This window comes from Pseudomonas sp. SK2 (assembly GCF_016772395.1).
Taxonomy (GTDB): Bacteria; Pseudomonadota; Gammaproteobacteria; order Pseudomonadales; family Pseudomonadaceae; genus Aquipseudomonas; species Aquipseudomonas taiwanensis.
This window is the reverse complement of record NZ_CP061944.1, coordinates 2,629,937-2,649,005: the sequence shown is the minus strand read 5'-3', so window position 1 is coordinate 2,649,005 and position 19,069 is coordinate 2,629,937. Positions and strand designations below refer to the sequence as shown.

General features: G+C 62.1%; 18 protein-coding genes. 3 read left to right on the top strand and 15 right to left on the bottom strand.

The window, feature by feature from the left end; all coding sequences use genetic code 11:
* Positions 1 to 17 precede the first annotated feature (17 nt).
* Together IF103_RS11775 and IF103_RS11770 are read right to left on the bottom strand one after the other, a co-directional pair.
* Complete coding sequence (locus IF103_RS11775; RefSeq protein WP_023380515.1) at positions 18 to 665, bottom strand: ATPase; 648 nt, start codon at positions 663 to 665, stop codon at positions 18 to 20.
* 67 nt (positions 666 to 732) lie between these two features.
* Positions 733 to 999: a hypothetical protein gene (locus IF103_RS11770; RefSeq protein WP_023380514.1), complete on the bottom strand. Its 267-nt coding sequence runs from the start codon at positions 997 to 999 to the stop codon at positions 733 to 735.
* Positions 1,000 to 1,242: 243 nt separating this feature from the next.
* Between IF103_RS11770 and IF103_RS11765 the strand changes: the two genes are divergently transcribed.
* From IF103_RS11765 to IF103_RS11755, 3 genes are all read left to right on the top strand, one after another.
* Positions 1,243 to 2,571 carry an MFS transporter gene (locus tag IF103_RS11765; protein WP_023380513.1) on the top strand — a complete coding sequence of 443 codons (1,329 nt, stop codon included), beginning with the start codon at positions 1,243 to 1,245 and terminating at the stop codon, positions 2,569 to 2,571.
* A gap of 147 nt (positions 2,572 to 2,718) precedes the next feature.
* Entirely contained in the window at positions 2,719 to 4,239 is a 1,521-nt protein-coding gene (locus IF103_RS11760; RefSeq protein ID WP_023380512.1) for an FAD-dependent oxidoreductase, read from the top strand.
* A 47-nt stretch (positions 4,240 to 4,286) separates the two neighbouring features.
* Positions 4,287 to 5,297: an aldo/keto reductase gene (locus IF103_RS11755; RefSeq protein ID WP_023380511.1), complete on the top strand. Its 1,011-nt coding sequence runs from the start codon at positions 4,287 to 4,289 to the stop codon at positions 5,295 to 5,297.
* Positions 5,298 to 5,385: 88 nt separating this feature from the next.
* Here IF103_RS11755 and IF103_RS11750 read toward each other — a convergent pair whose 3' ends face one another.
* From IF103_RS11750 to benR, 13 genes are all read right to left on the bottom strand, one after another.
* Positions 5,386 to 6,444, bottom strand: a complete 1,059-nt coding sequence (locus IF103_RS11750) for a metal-dependent hydrolase (protein WP_202676139.1) — start codon at positions 6,442 to 6,444, stop codon at positions 5,386 to 5,388.
* Between the two features lie 127 nt (positions 6,445 to 6,571).
* Complete coding sequence (locus tag IF103_RS11745) at positions 6,572 to 7,822, bottom strand: OprD family porin (protein ID WP_023380508.1); 1,251 nt, start codon at positions 7,820 to 7,822, stop codon at positions 6,572 to 6,574.
* A gap of 74 nt (positions 7,823 to 7,896) precedes the next feature.
* Entirely contained in the window at positions 7,897 to 9,096 is a 1,200-nt protein-coding gene (locus IF103_RS11740) for a benzoate/H(+) symporter BenE family transporter (RefSeq protein ID WP_202676138.1), read from the bottom strand.
* Between the two features lie 143 nt (positions 9,097 to 9,239).
* On the bottom strand, positions 9,240 to 10,154 hold the full coding sequence (gene catA / locus IF103_RS11735) for a catechol 1,2-dioxygenase (RefSeq protein ID WP_202676137.1): 915 nt from the start codon (positions 10,152 to 10,154) through the stop codon (positions 9,240 to 9,242).
* Positions 10,155 to 10,193: 39 nt separating this feature from the next.
* Entirely contained in the window at positions 10,194 to 10,484 is a 291-nt protein-coding gene (gene catC, locus IF103_RS11730) for a muconolactone Delta-isomerase (RefSeq protein WP_023380505.1), read from the bottom strand.
* 120 nt (positions 10,485 to 10,604) lie between these two features.
* On the bottom strand, positions 10,605 to 11,726 hold the full coding sequence (locus IF103_RS11725; protein ID WP_202676136.1) for a muconate cycloisomerase family protein: 1,122 nt from the start codon (positions 11,724 to 11,726) through the stop codon (positions 10,605 to 10,607).
* 29 nt (positions 11,727 to 11,755) lie between these two features.
* Complete coding sequence (locus IF103_RS11720; RefSeq protein WP_104881793.1) at positions 11,756 to 13,084, bottom strand: MFS transporter; 1,329 nt, start codon at positions 13,082 to 13,084, stop codon at positions 11,756 to 11,758.
* Between the two features lie 54 nt (positions 13,085 to 13,138).
* Positions 13,139 to 13,900 carry a 1,6-dihydroxycyclohexa-2,4-diene-1-carboxylate dehydrogenase gene (locus IF103_RS11715; protein ID WP_202676135.1) on the bottom strand — a complete coding sequence of 254 codons (762 nt, stop codon included), beginning with the start codon at positions 13,898 to 13,900 and terminating at the stop codon, positions 13,139 to 13,141.
* A gap of 159 nt (positions 13,901 to 14,059) precedes the next feature.
* Positions 14,060 to 15,070, bottom strand: a complete 1,011-nt coding sequence (benC, locus tag IF103_RS11710; protein WP_023380501.1) for a benzoate 1,2-dioxygenase electron transfer component BenC — start codon at positions 15,068 to 15,070, stop codon at positions 14,060 to 14,062.
* A gap of 72 nt (positions 15,071 to 15,142) precedes the next feature.
* On the bottom strand, positions 15,143 to 15,628 hold the full coding sequence (benB, locus tag IF103_RS11705; protein ID WP_023380500.1) for a benzoate 1,2-dioxygenase small subunit: 486 nt from the start codon (positions 15,626 to 15,628) through the stop codon (positions 15,143 to 15,145).
* Entirely contained in the window at positions 15,625 to 16,983 is a 1,359-nt protein-coding gene (gene benA / locus IF103_RS11700; protein ID WP_023380499.1) for a benzoate 1,2-dioxygenase large subunit, read from the bottom strand. Before benA ends, benB begins: the two co-directional genes overlap by 4 nt.
* A gap of 96 nt (positions 16,984 to 17,079) precedes the next feature.
* Complete coding sequence (locus IF103_RS11695) at positions 17,080 to 17,994, bottom strand: RHS repeat-associated core domain-containing protein (protein ID WP_252189439.1); 915 nt, start codon at positions 17,992 to 17,994, stop codon at positions 17,080 to 17,082.
* Between the two features lie 93 nt (positions 17,995 to 18,087).
* On the bottom strand, positions 18,088 to 19,044 hold the full coding sequence (gene benR, locus IF103_RS11690; protein ID WP_202676133.1) for a benABC operon transcriptional activator BenR: 957 nt from the start codon (positions 19,042 to 19,044) through the stop codon (positions 18,088 to 18,090).
* Positions 19,045 to 19,069 lie beyond the last annotated feature (25 nt).

Sequence of the window (19,069 nt, the reverse complement as noted above, 5' to 3'; positions counted from 1 at the left end):
GTGGCTTGGCCGAGGGCCTAGATGACTTTGTCCACGTACGCTTGCGCGAACCAGTCTGGGAGCTCCTCGACGTTGAACCGCAGATCGGTGCCATGGGTGATCTCGGCCAGCAAGATCGACTGCTCACTGGAGTTATCGAAAATGAACGCCCGGTTAGAAGCGGCAACCGCGGAAGGCAGAAGTTCTAGCGAGCGTACGTAGCGTTGCCGGATCTTGTCTTCGGGGACAGGGTGCCCGCCATCGCTGACTCGGTTGGCTACACGACTGATGTTGATGTCAACTGAATCCGTTGCGACGAAATAAAGGTAGGTGCGATATCCGCTGGCTCGCGCCAACTCGATAAAGCGGACCTTGTCCGCACTCGACATGACGGTTTCAAAAGTGAAGCTTTCCTTGAGTTCCAACAGCTTGTTCCGGATGAAATCGGAAATCACCGAGGAGTAGTAAGAGTTCATCTCCACTTTACTGAAGTCGACCTTCTGGCCGTGCAATTCAATGTCCTGCACTGTCCCCGCCAATCCAGCCTTGCGCATCAACGGGTGTGGCCCCAAGAACCCGTGGAGCTCTTCGGAGGTCGGAGTGATGTTGAACTGAGCCAGGTCGAGCAAGCCGCTGGCTTTTACTTCCTTCTCGATATCGTCCGCATTCACATAGGTCGAAATCAAGTTAGGGGGTACTTGGTCCTTTATGGTTGATTTGCCCGAACCGTTTGGGCCAGCGAAAACGCGTAGTCTAGGCACTGGCTTCCAACCGACGCACCTTGACCACTTCGCCAACAGTCACTTTCCTGCGCGGCTTGGTCTTGTTCACGACGCGGACAACGCCTTCAGCACTCGCTGCGACAATGTTGGAACCTTCAACCCGCAACACCGTGTGGCCTGCAGCCAAGGCACGAACATATGCAGCATATGTCGCGCAAGCAGCCGTTTGAGGGATGCTGACCTCGAGATTGTCAATTGCCTTCTCTGAAAGATCGTGCTTTAAGGCTTTTGCCGCCATGGTTGCCTCCGTTGTTCACTTCCGGGCAAAACTGGATTTCTTACATTCTAGCCTTGATTGCCCCCAAGCTGAAATGATCACTGGCCGATCCTCTCGCCCTGGCCGCTTGTTCGACGGCACAGCAGCCCGCCCAGGACACTGTGCAAAAGCACAAAGACAGCCGCCTCGCACTCCCCGAGACTCCTCAGGGCGAGCGCCGGAACAGGCGACGCGGCGACAACCATAACAACAGAGATCACAATCATGGCACACAGCCCCGCCCTTGACCAAGGCACGGACACCACCCGCAATGCGCTGTACCGGCGCATCACGCTGCGGCTGATTCCGTTCATTTTCATCTGCTACCTGTTCAACTACCTGGACCGCGTCAACGTCGGCTTCGCCAAGCTGCAGATGCTCGATGCACTTCAGTTCAGCGAAACCGTCTATGGCCTTGGCGCCGGGATATTCTTCATCGGCTACGTCCTTTGCGGACTGCCCAGCAACCTGGCGCTCAACCGCTTCGGTCCGCGACGCTGGATCGCAGCGATGATGATCGCCTGGGGTAGCCTCTCGACCTGCCTGCTGTTCGTCACCACGCCCACCGAGTTCTACACCTTGCGCCTGCTGACCGGTGCCGCGGAGGCCGGCTTCTTCCCTGGCGTAGTGCTGTATCTCTCGCGCTGGTTCCCGGCTGATCGTCGTGGCCGCATCATGGCGCTGTTCATGTCGGCGATTCCGGTCTCCGGCCTGCTGGGCGGGCCGTTCTCCGGTTGGATCCTCGAACACTTCGCCGCCGGCCAACATGGCCTGGCCGGTTGGCAGTGGATGTTCCTGATCCAGGGCCTGCCGACCGTCATACTGGGCGTGCTCGCCATCGGCCTGCTCAGTGACGGCTACCAGAAAGCCGCCTGGCTGAGCCCAGCCGAACGCCAGCTGATCGAAGCCGACCTCAAGGCCGACGCCGCCAGCAAGCCTGCCACGACGGGTGACAGCGTAGTCAGTGTGCTCACCAACCCGTTGATCTGGACCTTCGGCTTCGTCTACTTCTGCATCCAAAGCGGGGTTTACGCGATCAACTTCTGGCTACCGTCGATCATCAAGAACATGGGCTTCGACAACCCGCTGCTGATTGGTTGGCTCAGCGCCATCCCCTACTTGCTCGCGGGTGTGTTCATGATCCTTTGCGGGCGCTCGGCGGACCTGCGCAACGAGCGCCGCTGGCACCTTGTGGTACCGATGCTGATGGGCGCCACCGGCCTGCTGATCGCGGTGAACTTCGCAGGCAACCCGACCATTGCCATCCTCGGACTTTCGATCGCCACCATGGGTGCCCTCACCGGCCTGCCAATGTTCTGGCCGATGCCGACCGCACTGCTGAGCGCGAGCGCCGCCGTGGCGGGCTTGGCGATCATCAACTCGGTGGGCCAGATGGCCGGCTTCCTCAGCCCCTACCTGGTGGGCTTCATCAAGGACCAGACCGGCTCGACCGACGCGGCGCTGTACTCGCTGGCGGCGTTGATCGTGCTGGGTAGCCTGGTTGCCCTGCGCGTTTCGCGCGCTGGCGTGCTGCGCGCTTGCCAAACCAATTGATGCCCGTTCGCCAGCAAGTGGGCTCCTGTCCGTAGGAGCCGGCTTGCCGGCGAAACATCCAGCAATCCTCGACCCGATCGTCAGCTCGCTGCATCACCCCAAAGGCAAAGGCGTCAAATGGTTGCAATGGCCATTTGGAGAAGCCTCATGTCCCAGCACAACGTCGCCCGCGTCGAACAACTCGATCCCCGTCGCCCCCTGCGCGTGCAGGCCGGCAGCGAAGAGCTCGTCCTGGTCCTCCAGGGCGACCAGGTACACGCCTACCAAGCCAACTGTCCCCATGCCGGTGCGCCTCTCGACGAGGGCATGGTCTGTGGCGGCCTGCTGGTGTGCCCCTGGCACAAAGCTGCATTCGCCGTCGATGAAGGCGCGGTTTGCGAGCCCCCGGCGCTGACCGATCTGCGCCGTTACCGGGCGTGGGTGAAGGACGGAGCGGTATGGGTCGACGACCAACCTCTGGCGCAGGTCGAGCCACCCCGTCACAGCGATGCCCGTTGTTTCGCGGTGATCGGTGCCGGCGCCGCTGGCTCGGCAGCGGTCGCCACGCTGCTGGCCCACGGCTTTGGTGGCCGTCTGGTCTGGCTCGACCAGGAGCACCAAAGCGCCTACGACCGTACCGCACTGAGCAAATTCGTCATCGCCGGGCAAATGCCCGCAGATGAAGTGCCAGCATTGCTAGAGCCAGAGGCACTTCGCAAAGGCCACCTGGAGCGGCTGTTCGGCAAGGTGCGCGTACTGGACACGCAGAAGCGCCGGATTACCCTTGCTGACGGCAGGCACATCGACTACGACGCAGCCCTGCTTGCCACTGGCGGCAAGCCGCACCGCCCCGCCATCGACGGTGTCGAGCTGCCTGGCGTGTTCACCCTGCGCTCACGCGAGGACGCAGCCCGCCTGCTCGATGCCGCCGAACCAGGGCATCCCGTGGTGATCGTCGGTGATGGCTTCATTGGCCTTGAAGCTGCCTCGGCACTGCGCAAATACGGTGCCCAGGTGCATGTGGTGACCCGTCATGAAGTGCCGCTGGCCAAGCCGCTCGGGGAGCGCATCGGCCGCAGCATCCGCGCGCTGCACGAGCGCAAGGGCGTGATTTTCCACGGACCTACCGAGGTCGAACGCCTGGCCGGAAAGGGCCAGGTCGACACTGTGGTGCTGGCCAATGGCGAAACCTTGGCCGCTTCCGTGGTTCTGCTGGGCACCGGTGTCAGCCCGGCCACTGGCTGCGTCCAAGGCTTGGTGATGGCCCAAGACAAATCGTTGAACGTCGATGCACACATGCAGGCAGCCGATGGACTGTGGGCCGCCGGTGACATCGCCACCTTCCCCCTCTCGGGACGTCCGGTACGCATCGAGCACTGGCGACTGGCCCAGCAACAAGGCGTGATCGCTGCGGCCAACATGCTCGGCCAACAGCGGCGCTACGATGACGTGCCGTTCTTCTGGACCTACCAGCATGGGCGCACCTATGAAGTGCTCGGGCATGCACGAGACTTCAACCGCATGGAATTCGTCGGCGAGCCGGAAAAAGGCGACTTCATTGCCTTGCAATGCGTCGACGACCAGGTCGAGGCGGTGATTGCCCAGGGGTATTCGGATGCGATGGCGCAGTTGTCGCAACGGATGAAGCGGCCCCTGAGCCTGACTCAGGCGCTTGAACTGATTGGCTGAACCTGTGTAAAACGAACGGACACCCCCACTGCAAAGGACTTCCCAGCATGATCTATCGCTCCCTCGGCCACAGCGGTCTGCAGGTTTCAGCCCTGACGCTGGGCAGCATGATGTTCGGCGAGCAGACCAGCACCGAGGACTCGTTGCGGATCATCGACAAGGCCTGGGACCAAGGTATCAACTTCATCGACACGGCCGACGTCTACAACGCGGGCCGCGCCGAGGAAATCGTCGGTGAAGCGATCGCCCGTCATCGGCAGGACTGGATCGTGGCATCCAAGGTGGGCTTTGGGCCTGCCGACGGCTTGCCCAACCGCAGCGGTCTGTCGCGCAAGCACATCTTCAATGCCATCGACGCCACACTCACGCGCATGGACCTCGATTACCTCGACGTCTACTACTTGCACCGTGAAGACCACAAGGTTCCGCTGGAAGAGTCCGTGCGCGCCATTGGCGACCTGCTGCAGCAAGGCAAGATCCGCTACTGGGGCGTATCCAACTTCCGTGGCTGGAGAATCGCCGAAATCTGCAACCTGGCCGAGCGCCTGGGGGTAGCCAAGCCAGTGGTAAGCCAGCCGCTGTACAACATCGTCAACCGCCAGGCCGAGCCCGAGCAGATGACGGCCGCGGCCTACCACGGCCTTGGCGTGGTGCCATTCAGCCCATTGGCCCGAGGCGTGCTCAGTGGCAAGTATGCCCCCGGCGCAGCGCCGCAGGCCGGTAGCCGTGCGGCGCGCCAGGACCGGCGGATCATGGAGGTTGAATGGCGCCAGGAGTCGTTGACCATTGCCCGCCAGATCCAGGCTTACGTCGAGGCCAAAGGCGTAGGGATCGTCGAATTCGCCATTGCCTGGGTGCTGAACAACGAGCTGGTGAGCTCGGCAATCGTGGGTCCGCGCACCGAGGCGCAATGGGACACGTATGCCGGGGCACTGGAGGTCAAGATCACGGCAGAGGATGAAGCGTTCATCGATTCGTTGGTCACGCCAGGTCACGCCTCGACGCCTGGATTCAATGACGTGGCGCATTTTGTCAGCGGCAGGCGGGCACGTCGCTGAGTGTTTTTCCGACCTCTTCGCGGGCAAACCCACGCCCATACCGTGCTGCGCCTGCGGGAGCGGGTTGACCCGCGAGCGGACCAGCCGATCAGGGCTCGGCCAGGTATTGAGTATTCCAGGCCGCCAACGGCAGCGGCGGCTGTTGATCGAAGATGCGCCGCCAGATCAACGCCAAGTCATGGCCATTGAACATGCCGCCCACCCCCGCCTTCGGCCAAGAGGTCGGCGTATCCACGATCCATCGCCCTTGGCCATCACGGCGGGCCATGGCGAAGCGGAAGGTGTAGTTGCCCGGAATCCCCATGCGCAGGTCGGTGACCACCAACGCATCGCCAATCACGTCATAGCGCAGCCAGTCATCGGTGAACCAGCGCAGGCGATTGTGCAGGGGCGCGTCTGTGAGCGCCGTGGCCACGTTCAGATTGCGCGACAGGCGCTGCATCTCGGGCGGTGTGCGGTCGAAAATGCTGCTGATACCTTCGAAGTAATCACCATCCGGCGTCTTGGCCAGCACCCGCCACACCAGGCTGTTGAAGGCCATGGGCACAGCCCGCACGTCGCTCGCCACGACCCCTTGCTGGTCGAGGGCCGCGGCAAAGCGCTGCTCGGCGGTGATCCGGCCCGCCAGGCCAAAGCCCAGGTAGGCGCTGCTGAACAGCAGGGCCAGTGAGAGCACCCGCACCCCCCGTCCCTGCAACCCCTTGCAGGCGGCGTAGAACACCGCAGCCAGCAGTGGCACGGTATAGACCGGGTCGATGATGAACACCGCGGCCCAGCTCAGCGGAGTGAGCTGTAGTGGCCAGAACAACTGGGTACCGTAGACGGTGAATGAATCGAGGACCGGGTGCGTGACCAGCACGAGCCAGAAGGCGAGGAACAACCTCCCACGCGTGTAGCCCTTGTCGGGCCAGCGCCAGGCGACCAACCACGCCAGCATCAGGGCCAGACCGGTGAGCACGAAGAGGGAATGGGAGAAACCGCGGTGGTAGGTCATCTGCGACACCGGGTCGGCATAGCGGATGACCACATCGAGGTCCGGCACGGTACCCAGCAAGGCGCCGTACGCCAGCGAGCGACGGCCCTGTATGCGGCCGAGCACCGTGCCTTGGAGCGCGGCGCCGAGCACGGCTTGGGTCAGTGAGTCCAAGGTGAAACTCCTGATGAAGTGTTACCAGGAACCTACCGTTGTCCGCACCAATAACGCAAATCTAATGACGGCGATGTCCTGTAGGCACGGGGCCGCCTCGCGCCACAATCGCAGCCCCGCCATCGTTTCAGAACAACTGCCAGGTGTACACCAGCGTCACACGATTCTCATCGATATCGCTGCGATAGTTCGAACGCGCCATGGCGTTGCGCAGGCGAATGCCCAGCCCCTTGAACACGCCACTCTGCACGGCGTAGCCAAGGTCCAGATCGCGCTCGCGGTCCCTCCCCTCGTAGTCACGGCCTGTGTCGACGTTGTCGCCGGTGATGTAGCGTACGGTCGCGGTCAGTCCAGGAATGCCCATGGCCGCGAAATTGTAGTCGTAGCGCACCTGATAGGACCGCTCATCGGTAGAGGCGAACTCATAGGTCGGCACCTCGTTGCCCAAGGGCGACACATTGGCGAATACCCGTGGGAACGGGCTGTCGCCATAGATCCCCTGGTAGCCCACATGGAAGCTGTGTCCGCCACGCCGGGCCGTGAACAGCGAGAAAAACGCCTGGTTGTCGATGTTGCCCAGCAGTGCGTCGCCATCTTCGTGGGCCGTGAAGTAGCCCAGGTTGGCACTGAGCACCCAATCGCCCAGCGGCTTGCTGTGCTTGAGGCCAACGAAACCCTGCTCGTAGATGTCCTGGAGTTGGCCATACCACAGACTAACGCTGCTTTGATTGGCGTTGAACGCATAGTCACCGCCCGCGTAGTTGAAGGCGTCGCTTTGAGCCTGGCGCTGCGGCACATGGCCGAGCATGGCGTTCATCTTGCCATCACCGGCTTCGTTGCGCAGGTGACTCGAGCTCAGGTGCCCTGCTTGCACGGTCAAGCCATCGAGCTCGGCCGAACTCAGGCTCATACCTTGGTAGGTTGGCGGTAACAAGCGGATATCACTGAAGGTCAACACGGGCAGGTTGGGCTGCAGTTCGCCAACCCGCAGTTCGGTCTTCGACAGCCTGGCCTTGAAGGTTGGCGCCAGGCGGCTGTACTCATCGGCAGCCCGGCCATCACCCTGCACCGGCAGCAACCCGGTATTGACCCGGTCCGGGCTGCTGTCGAGCTTGATGCCCAGCAGGCCCAGGGCATCCACCCCGAAACCAACTGTACCCGGCGTGTAACCTGACTTGAAATCAAGAATGAAGCCCTGGGCCCACTCCTCAGCTTTCGATTGCTGGTTGGCACCGACAATGTCGGAAAAGTCACGACTGAAATAGTAGTTGCGGGCGCTAAGGGTGGCCTTGGCATCCTCGAAGAAACCGCCGTCGGCGGCAAGAAGCGGTTGGCTGAGCAAGGTCAGCCCCAGGGCGACGCAAGGGGTGTGGTTCATTCCGAAGCTCTCTTGATCTTGTTTTTATTGATGAAGCGTTGGGAACACGGGTTTGGCAGGTGACAAGGCTCCTTTCACGGGTTGCGGCGCAGGGCGCCAAGAACTTGCGGTCGTCGCCACCTGAGCAGCGCATGGGCCAGCAGGCCGAACAGCAGGCCCCAGAACGCGGCGGACAAGCCCAGGAAAGAAACGCCCGACGCAGTGACCAGAAAGGTGAACAGCCCCGCATCGCGCTCGACAGGCTCGGCCAGGCTGCGCGCCAAGGCCTCACTGATCGCGCCGTATAGGGCCAGGCCGGCGAGTGCGGCGATCAGGGCGGCGGGAAAGGCCGCGAACAGCGACATCAATGTGGCGCCGGCGATGCCCAGCAGCAGGTACAAGACACTGCCGCAGACCGCCGCCACGTAACGCCGACGGGGGTCTTCATGGGCTTCGTGGCCGGTGCATAGGCTGGCGGTGACGGCCGCCAGATTCAGGCCGTGGCAACCAAACGGCGCGAGCAACGCACCGCCCAACGCACTGGCACTGATCAGCGGGCTGGCGGGTGTCGAATAACCGGCCGTACGCAGCACCGCCATGCCGGGCATGAACTGACCGGTCAGGGCCACCAGCGCCATGGGCAGGGCCAGGCTGAAGACCGCCGGCAGGCTGAACTGCGGCGTGATCCATTGCGGCGTCGCCAGTTGCAGCACCAGCGCCTCGCTGCGAAATGCGCCACTGGTCACGGTAACGGCAGCGCCAACGCACAGCACCGCCGCCACCGCGTAGCGCGGCTGTACCCTGCGCATCAGCAGGTAGGCGACGAACATCGCCAGCACCAGCACAGGTTGTGTGGGCAAGGCGCGGAACACCTCGGTACCGAAGCTGAACAGGATGCCCGCCTGCATGCCGGCTGCAATGGAGCCTGGCAAGTGGGCGATGATGCGGTCGAACGCCCCGCTGATACCGATCAGCAGCAGGAACAGATTGGCCACCAGGTAGGCGCCGACGGCTTGTTCGATGCCCAGTTGCGGCAAGGCAGTGACCAACAGCGCCGACCCCGGGATAGACCAGGCGATCACCACCGGTACCCGGTAACGCAAACTCAGCACTCCACCCAGTACGGCGCTGCCCATGGACACCGCCCAGACCCAGGACGACAGCAGCCCATGGGACAGAGTGGCAGCCTCGGCAGCGTGGAAGATGATGACCAGCGGGCCTGCGTAGGAAATCAGGGTAGCGATGCAGCCGGCAACGATGGCCGACATCGAACAATCTTTGAACAGGTCTTTCATTGGACCTCTCGTAAGACTACTGGCCGGGTTGTGTTGCCGGCTCTTGTTGTCGTGTCGCTTGCTTCGCGGGTAATCCCACGCCTACAGGTCCTGTGCAGTACCCGTAGGAGCGGGTTCACCCGCGAGCAACTCGCCTCGCTGGATCAGCCCTGCTGCAGAGCGCGTGGGCGCCCGCTGCGCTGTTCGGCGTCGTTGTCCGTCGCCTTTTGCAGCTGGAAATCGAACTTCAGTTCGGCATGGCGCCCTTCGGCACTTTCGTGGAACACCACTTCACCGACCAACCCATCGCGTGTCGCATAGGCAAAGTCGTCCCACAGGTACTTGTCGCCCGCCAGGTTGATCTGGGTGGTCAGATGACGGTGCCCCGGCGCCGAAATGAAGAAGTGGATATGCGCGGGGCGCTGGCCATGGCGACCGAGCAGGTCGAGGCACTCCTGGGTCGGCCCCTGTGGGTCGCAGCCGTACCCGGACGGCATGATGGAGCGTGCGCGGTAGCGGCCTTCGGCATCGGTGATGATGCGGCGACGCAGGTTGTACGCCGACTGGCTCTGGTCGAAGAACGAATAGGTGCCCTTGGTGTTCGCGTGCCACAGATCAACGGTGGCGCCTGGCAGCGGCTGGCCTTGTGGATCGAGTACCTGGCCTTCCAGGAACATCACAATGGCTACGCCCTCCTCGCTGCCATCGTCCATGCGCACCTCGCCTTGGGCAATCGGCGCGCCGGCCACGTACAGGGGCCCTTCGATGGTGCGGGGAGTGCCGCCGAGCAAGCCGGCTTCTGCATCCTTGGCGTCCTGCAGCAGGTCGAGGAAGTGCTCGATACCTAGGCCCGCCACCAGCAGCCCGGCCTCACCGCGACCGCCCAGGCGGTTGAGGTAGTCGACGGCCAACCAGAACTCGTCGTCGGTGATGTCCAGGTCTTCGATCAGGCGTGCGGTGTCGTGCAGCAGCCGCTGGATAATGCGCTTCAGGCGCGGGCTGCCGTCATCATTGCCAAAGCCTGCGGCCTCTTCGAAGAACTTCTGGATCTCGGCAGTGTGGGAAATTTTCACGGTCATGATGGTGTACCTCGTGTTGTTCTTGTGCGGTTGCGCGAATCAGCGGTCGTCGCTGTGGATCGACGAGGGGTGACGGCACAGCCCATCGACCTCGATGTCCATGTAGGGGAACAGCGGCAGTTGCATCAGGGTGTCGTGCAGCGCCTCGACGCTGGGCACGTCGAACACGCTGTAATTGGCGTAGTGCCCGGCGATGCGCCACAGGTGGCGCCAGGTGCCCTCGTGCTGCAAGCGCTGGGCAAGCTCCTTTTCGTCGGCCTTTAGTTGCGCGGCCTTGGCCGGGTCCATGTCGACCGGCAACTTCACGGTCATCTTCACGTGGAACAACATAGGGATCTCCTTGCTTCTGGCTTAGCGGGTAAATCGTTAGGGGCGATGCCATCCCCGTGGCGTCTGCTTCGCGGCTAGAACCACGCCTACGGGGTTATGCGTGTTTCTTCCGTAACCGCTTCAGCGGCGGGCGAAGCGCGCCAGGCGTTGTTCGTCCAGGCTCAGGCCCAGGCCGGGGGCACGCGGTACGTGGAGCTGGAAGTCGTGGTACTGAGGCGGTTCGTTGACAATTTCCTCAGTCAGCAGCAGCGGGCCGAACAATTCGGTGCCCCAGGTCAGCTGGCGCAGGGTGAGGAAGGCGTGGGCCGAAGCCAGGGTGCCGATCGAGCCTTCGAGCATGGTCCCGCCGTAGAGGGCGATACCCGCAGCTTCGGCGATCTGCGCGGTGCGCAGCACGGCCCGGGGGCCGCCGTTCTTGGCGATTTTCAGGGCGAAGACGCTGGCGGCACCGTCGGCGGCAAGGCTGAAGGCGTCCTCGATGCTTTCGATGGACTCATCGGCCATGATCGGCGCCGGGCTGCGCTGGTTGAGACGGACCTGCCCGCGGCGGTTGATGCGTGAAATCGGCTGCTCGATCAGGTCGATGCCGCTATCGCCCAATACCTGGCAAGCACGCAGGGCCTGGGACTCGTCCCAGTACTGGTTGACATCCACCCGCACGCTGGCGCGCTCGCCCAGCTCACGCTTGATCGCGACCACGTGCTTGAGGTCCTGCTCCAGCGGGTTGGCGCCGATCTTGAGCTTGAAGACCCGGTGACGGCGCACCTGGAGCATGTGCTCGGCCTCGGCGATATCGCGGGCGGTGTCGCCGCTGGCCAGGGTCCAAGCCACCTCCAGACTGTCGCGCACGCGCCCGCCAAGCAGCTCGCTCACCGGCACGCCTAGCCGCTTGCCCTGGGCATCGAGCAAGGCGCTCTCGATGCCGGACTTGGCGAAGGTGTTGCCCTTGGCCATTTTGTCGAGCTTGAGCATGGCGCTATTGATGTTGTCCGCTGGCAGGCCGATCAGCGCTGGCGCAAGGTGCGCGTCGATGTTGGCCTTGATACCCTCCGGGCTTTCGTAGCCATATGCCAGCCCACCGATGGTGGTGGCTTCGCCGATGCCTTCCACGCCATCGCTGCAGCGCAGGCGCAATACCACCAGGGTTTGATGCTGCATGGTGTGCATGGCCAACTTGTGCGGGCGAATGGTCGGCAGGTCGACGATGATCGCCTCCAGCCGTTCGATAATCGGGCTTGTCATGCAAGGTCTCCGGTTCAGTGAGTTGAAGATCAGGCCTGCGCCGGCGCGGCTATACCGTCGCGCCGGCCGCTGGCCAGGTGCACCGCCATGGCCAGCGCGGCAACCGCGCCGGGGATGGCGAATGCGATGAAGTTGAGTTGCAGCGGCAGGTTGATACCCATCAGCGCACCGCCCAGCAGTGGGCCGACAATGGCCCCGTTACGGCCAATCCCTGAGGCCCAGCCCAGACCGGTGGAGCGCACTGAGAGCCCGTACAGTTGCGCGGCACCGGCATACAGCAGGATTTGCGTACCGATGGTGGTGGCGCCGGCGATGAAGATCAGCAGGTACAGCACCGGCATGGGGCTGTTGACACCGAGCAGGCTGATCGACACGGCGGCGGCGATGAAGAAGGCGACCTTGACCTTGACCAGGTTGAAGCGGTCGCCCAGCCAGCCGCCCAGAATCGCACCGGCCATGCCGCCGAAGTTCAGGGCCAACAGGAACGACAAACTCGAACCCAGGCTGTAGCCGGCGTTGGCCATTAGTTTGGGCAGCCATGAGCTCAGCGCGTAGACCATCAACAGGCAGCAGAAGAACGCCAGCCACAACGCCAGGGTCCGCACGGCCAGGCCGTCGCGGAACAACGCGACTACCGAGGCCCCCTTGCCGTTGCGGTCATGGGCCTGCAACACGTCGTCAGGTTGCACGTCGCAGCTTGGATCGAGGCGTTTGAGCAGTGCGCGGGCTTGTTCGGTACGTCCTTTGCGCACCAGAAAGCCGATGGATTCCGGCAGGTAGTGGAGAATCACCGGCAACAGCAGCAAAGGCACGGCGGCGGCGAAGAACATCGACGCCCAGCCCAGGCGTGGCAACACGAAGATACCAACGCCGGCCGACAGCATGCCGCCCAGTGAGTAGCCGCTGAACATGATCGCTACCAGTGTGCTGCGCAGCCGCTTGGGGGCGTATTCATTCATGAGCGCCACGGCATTGGGCATCAAGCCGCCGCAACCGAGCCCGGCGAAGAAGCGATAGATGCCGAACTCGCTGGGGCTGCTGGCAAAGCCGTTGAGGATGGTGGCCGTGGAAAACAAGGCGAAGCAGATGGCGATGCCCTTCTTGCGCCCGATGCGGTCCGCTAGGCTGCCGAACACCAAGGCACCGAACATCATGCCGAACAGCGCGTAGCTGCCCAGCGCCCCGGCCTGCAGTGGGGTCAGGCCCCACTCTTTCATGATGACCGGCAAGACCACGCCGTAAATGAACAGGTCATAGCCGTCGAAGATCAGCAGCAGGCCGCACCAGGCCATGACCATCCAGTGGAACGGGGTAAAACGGGCATTATCGATGATCGGTTGAACATCAAGGGTTCGCATGGCATCTGTCTCTGTTGTTTTTGTTGTGGAAGAAAACCTTGCCTGGGGCGGCCGTCAGCCGAGGTCACCGCCCCCCACCGGCAGGGTGACGCCGGTGATGTAAGAGGCCTCGTCGCAGGCCAGGAACAAGATCGCGCCGACTTGCTCGTCGATGCTGCCGTAGCGCTTCATCAGGCTGCTGTCGAGGGTCTGGTAGACGATCTGCTGGTACCAGACTTTCTCCTGCTCGCTCTGCTCGGCGCTGTTGCGCGGTACGCGGCGCGGCGGTGCTTCGGTGCCGCCGGGAGCGGTGGCATTGACCCGGATGCCACGGCCAGCGGTCTCGAAGGCCAGGCACGCCGTCAGCGCATTCACACCGCCCTTGGCCGCGCCGTAAGGCACGCGGTTGACGCCACGGGTGGCGATGGACGAAACGTTGACGATGGCGCCGCTGGCGCGTTCGAGCATGTACGGCAGTGCGGCGTGGCAGCACCACAGGGTGGGGAACAGCGAGCGGCGCACTTCGGCCTCGATCTGCTCCACTTCGTAGTGCTCGAACGGCTTGGCCCAGATGGTGCCGCCGACGTTGTTGATGAGAATGTCGAGGCGGCCGAAGGTCTCGACCGCAGACGCCATGACACGGGCGCAGTCGCTGTACTGCTCGAGGTCGGCGGTCAGCGTCAGCATGCCCTCCCCGGCCAGCTCGTGGACCAGTTCGGAGCGGTCTACCGCGACCACTTGCGCGCCTTCGGCCTTTAGCCGCCAGCACACGCCACGGCCGATGCCTTGGGCGGCACCGGTGACCAGGGCGACTTTGCCTTGGAATCGATTGTTCATTGTTCCATTCCTCAACCTGCGATCAGGCGCTCGACACACCCTGTAGGCGCCGGCTTGCCGGCGATCGAAGGCGGAGCCAACGCCGTGCCCTACAGGACGTGCCAATCGAATAAAAGGGGGCCGCCTTCACCCGCACGATGCAGGCAGCCCCATGAAAACTCAGGCAGCCGCCGCGAACTTCTCGTAGAAGAAGTTGGCCGGTGTGATGCCCTGCTCGCGGATGTACTGGCTAACCGCCTCGACCATCGGGGGCGGCCCGCACAGGTACACGTCCACGTCACCGTCGTTGAGGTGGCGCGGCTCGATGTGTTGGGTGACGTAACCTTTGCGTGGGTATTGGCTTTGCGGGTTGGCCACACAGGCGCTGAAGGTGAAGTTGGGGATGCGTGCAGCCAAGGCCTGCAGGCGGTCCAGCTCGACCAGGTCGAAATCGTTGGTGACTCCGTAGATCAGGTGCAGCGGGTGCGCGCTGCCCTGTTCAGCGATTCTCTCCAGCATCGCGGTGAACGGCGCAAGGCCGGTGCCCCCTGCCAGCAGCAACAGCGGGCGCTGGATCGGCCGCAAGTAGAAGCTGCCCAGCGGGCCAGTGAGGCTCATGCTATCGCCGGCCTTGGCCAGGCCACAGAGGAAGCTGCTCATCAAGCCGCCCGGGACGTTGCGGATCAGGAAGCTGACTTCGCCATCCTTTTGCAGCGAGCTGAAGGAGTAGGCACGGCTCTGGTCGCTGCCGGGCACCTTGAGGTTGACGTACTGCCCTGGCAGGAACGCCAGGCGGCTCAGGGACTCGCCCTTGATCGACAAGGCAATGGTGCTTTCCGACAGCTGACGCACATCGCTGATGGCCGCCTCGAAACTGGCCTGTTCGGTCTTGCAGACTTGCGAGGACGCCGGAATACGCACGACACAGTCGCTTTCGGCGCGCATCTGGCAGGTCAGCACATACCCTTCGGCGATTTCGTCCTCGCTCAGGGCATCGTCGATGAAGTTGTCGCCCAGGTCGTATTGCCCGGATTCAGCCTTGCACTTGCAAGTACCGCAGGCGCCGTCGCGGCAGTCCAGCGGAATGTTGATGCCCTGACGGTAGGCGGCGTCGGCGACGGTCTCATGGCCGCTGGCCTCGATGAAACGGGTGACGCCATCTTCGAAATTCAGTGCGATCTGGAAGCTCATGTTGCACCTCGCGGGCGAGCCTGGCCGCGGCGCGCCGTGTGGCACGCCGAACGGCGCTCGCGTTACTGCGGATCAGATGTGGTAGATGTCGATGACCTGACGCACGTAGTCATTCTTCAGGACCACCTTCTTGGCCTTGATCAGCGGTTGCTCGCCGCGCAGGTCCAAGGTGTAGAAGCTGGTACCGAAGTAACTGTCGGTGGTCTTGTAGCGAAAGCTCAGGGTGTGCCAGTTGAAGCGCACCTGACAGCTGCCCTCGCCTTGCTCGACGATCTCGATGTTGCTGATGTTGTGCGAGGTGCGGGTGTCCGGCACAGTCGCGCTGGAACGCTCGGTCTTGATCCGGAACACCCGGTCCTCCAGACCGCCACGGTTGCCATACCAGATCAGCGAGATCTCGCTTTGTGGGTCTTCGGTCAGGGTGTCGTCGTCATCCCAGGAGGGCATCCAGAACGTTACATCGGCTGCGTACAGCTCCAACCAAAGGTCCCACTGGGCATCGTCCAAGTAGCGCGCTTCGCGGTAAAGGAAGTCGCGCACGGTGTCATGCAGGCTCATTGCACGGCCTCCACTGGGATCAGTCGCTGTTCCTGCTCAAGGGCCTTGAGCATGGTTTCCTGCCAGTACTTGTGCTGCAGCACGAACAGGCCTTCATCCTCGGTGCGCACACCCGACAACAACGGCTTGAGCTCAATTTCGCGGGCTGCGTCGTCGGCGCCTTCGACCCAATGCTCAGCGCCGCGGGACATGTCGTTCCAGCCAGTGCCTCCGCCATAGCCGGTCTGGCAGGAACGGAACTCCTCCAGATCGTCCGGCGTGGCCATGCCGCTGACGTTGAAGAAGTCTTCGTACTGGCGGATACGCTTGGCGCGGGCGTCCGCGCTCTCGCCCTTGGGGGCGATGCAGTAGATGGTGATTTCGGTCTTGTTCACCGAGATCGGCCGGGCGATACGGATCTGCGAGCTGAACTGGTCCATCAGGTAGACGTTCGGGTACAGGCAGAGGTTGCGCGAGTTCTCGATCATCCAGTCGGCGCGTGCCTGGCCGAAGTCGGCAGCCAGTTGCTCGCGGCGCTCATAGGCTGGGCGGTCTTCGGGGTTGGCCCAGCGGGTCCACAGCAGCAGGTGGCCGTGGTCGAAGGAGTAGAAGCCACCGCCCTGCTTGGCCCAGGAGCCTGCGCTCATGGTCTTGATTTCTTCGCCGCTCTCGCGCTGCTTGCGCTGGTTCTGAGTGGCGGCGTAGTTCCAGTGCACGGAACTGACGTGGTAACCATCGGCACCGTTTTCGGCAGTGAGCTTCCAGTTGCCTTCGTAGATATAGGAGCTTGCGCCACGCAGCACTTCCAGGCCTTCAGGCGACTGGTCGACGATCATGTCGATGATCTTGGCCGACTCGCCCAGGTGCTCGACCAGCGGTTTGACATCGGCATTGAGGCTGCCGAACAGGAAGCCACGGTACGACTCGAAGCGCGCCACCTTGGTCAGGTCGTGGGAGCCATCGCAATTGAAGCTGTCGGGGTAGCCAGCGTTGCTCGGATCCTTGACCTTGAGCAGCTTGCCGCTGTTGTTGAAGGTCCAGCCGTGGAACGGGCAGGTATAGCTGGAGCGGTTGCCGCGCTTGTGCCGGCAGAGCATGGCGCCGCGGTGGCTGCAGGCGTTGAGGAAGGCATTGAGCTCCCCGTCTTTGTTGCGCGCGATGAAGATCGGCTGACGCCCCATGGTCAGGGTGAGGAAATCGTTCTTCTCGGGGATCTGGCTTTCATGTGCCAGGTAGATCCAGTTGCCCTCGAAGATGTGCTTCATCTCCAGGTCGAACAGGCGCGGGTCGGTGAACATTTCACGCTTGCACCGGTAGACGCCTTTTTCACGGTCGTCCTCGAGCATGGCATTGAGGTAGTCGAATCCCAGGGACATGGCCAGGGTCTCCATTGTTATTGGTAAGGCCATGTCAGGTTAGGGATTCGGGGGATGAGGGACTATCCGGATTGTGCAGACTGCTATCCAGTTTCTTTAACTTTTTTTGGGTTCAAGCCATTCTCGCCTCACCTTGTCCCGAGCTATCGACGCCTTCATTCTTGTTTCAAGAAACTCAATTCTTTCCACGGCATCCGCAAGTTTGTATGCGGCGATATATCGGGGATCAGCCTTACTTTGGACTGGATACTCAACCATGTCGTTGTACAGGTTAATCACATCCCTGTGGGTGCTTGCCCCCGCCCCTTCAACGATGGGGAGATCATTGGGCGAGAACTTGGTGCGAGTTCGAAGCTCATCAATCCACGCCCCCGTATTTCTGCCTTGATAGGAAAGTAGATCTTTCAATTCCGCCCCCGGCACCTTGATTATACCTTCGGCGAATTTTCGGTTATTAGCACTTTTAAGCGTTGGTTGCAGGTGCGATCCAGGTACCTGTTCGAACCTTCTTGGCGGCGAAACTGTTGGACGAACGGGGGCACGCGACGTGGTTCTTAATATCGGCGTCGGTACATGCCCACTGGGATCGATCCTATCCACAGGGTTGCCGCCACAATAACTATAAGGGTTTATCCCACCGGCACCAAACGGACTGAGGCTGTCGGGCGCATTGAAACGCATCAAATCCGAACTGAAGGCTCGGTACCCTTCCCCCAAGAGATAGTACGCTGAAAGCGCTTCCTTTCGCTGGCCGTTGAATCGCAACAGGGAAGCACATGAGTTATCATCATGCCCGTACACCGTGTACTGCACTGAACACGGCACATCACGCCGCAAAAAAATCAATACGGAACCTTGTATATCCGTCGCGTAAAAGGCTACCTGTGCCTCATCACGCTGCGCCAACGCCTGACCTGCGGCGCGCAATAAGGTCGATGCTTGGGCCCCAGGATATTTGACCAACGCCAGCCCATCCGGCGAGTAAAAATACAACTGCTGCGTCGTAGACATAATTGCCACCCATTTATCCATGAAGGCAAATGGTGGGTCGTGCCTAAGCCTCCCGCAACTGGCAGAAATAATAGGTACGCAGCACGGCTGCGCTTATGCGCGTCGCTTGAATGTTTGCGAAGGCAGTTCTCCAAACTGCTGCCGATAGACCTCGGAAAACCGCCCCAAATGCAAGAAACCGTAATCCAGAGCAAGTTCCGTCACACTCCGCACCCCACACATGGGGTCGCTCAGGCATGCATGCACCCGCTCCAGCTTGCGCTGACGCACGTAATGCTTGGGCGTAGTACCCAGATGCTTGTCAAACAAGGTATACAGCGAGCGCAAGCTCATGCAAGCCTGCTCTGCCAGCACCTCAGCCGACAGCTCCAGTTTCAGGTTGCGCTCGATATAGTCAAGAATGCGCTCAAGACCGGCCTGCGGCGCACTAAGACTTTCGCGGCGGATGTTGGTGCTCATCAGAGTCAGCAGCTTGCTGGCGACAATCTGGCTGTAATGGCTCTGCACTCTGGGTAGCGAATCGCTCACTTCCGCTTCATGGCAAACCATTGCCATCAGGTTCACGAAGCCGTCCAGCTCTTCGAGCCGGTAATGGTTTCGCAGGAAGCGCACGCCGCCGTCAGGGCGCTGCCAGCGCTGCTCTGCGCAAATCGAATCGAGCAGATGGGTCGGTACCTTGAGGATGAACTTCTCGCAGTCTTCCGAATATGTCAGGTCGACCGGATCGTCCGGGTTGATCAATAACAACTCGCCCGGCACCAGGTGGTGCTCGCGCTGGTGCCCGCGCCACAGGCAATTGCCGTTGAGCAGGATTTGCAGGTGGTAGATGGTTTCCAGCGCTGGCGAGGTGACGCGCACACTGCCGCCATAGCTGATGCGACACAGGTCGAGCTCGGCGAACTTGCGGTGGCTGAGGCTGGCTTGGGGATGAGTGGTGCGGGACAGGCCGATGCAATGGTGGCCCACGTGCTGGTTGACGTAATCGGACACGGCATAAGGGTCGGCGTGATGGAACACGCTACTGCGCTCGCTCAGCAGGCGGCTTTCCATAGGCAAGGCACTCGGTCTCGTTATT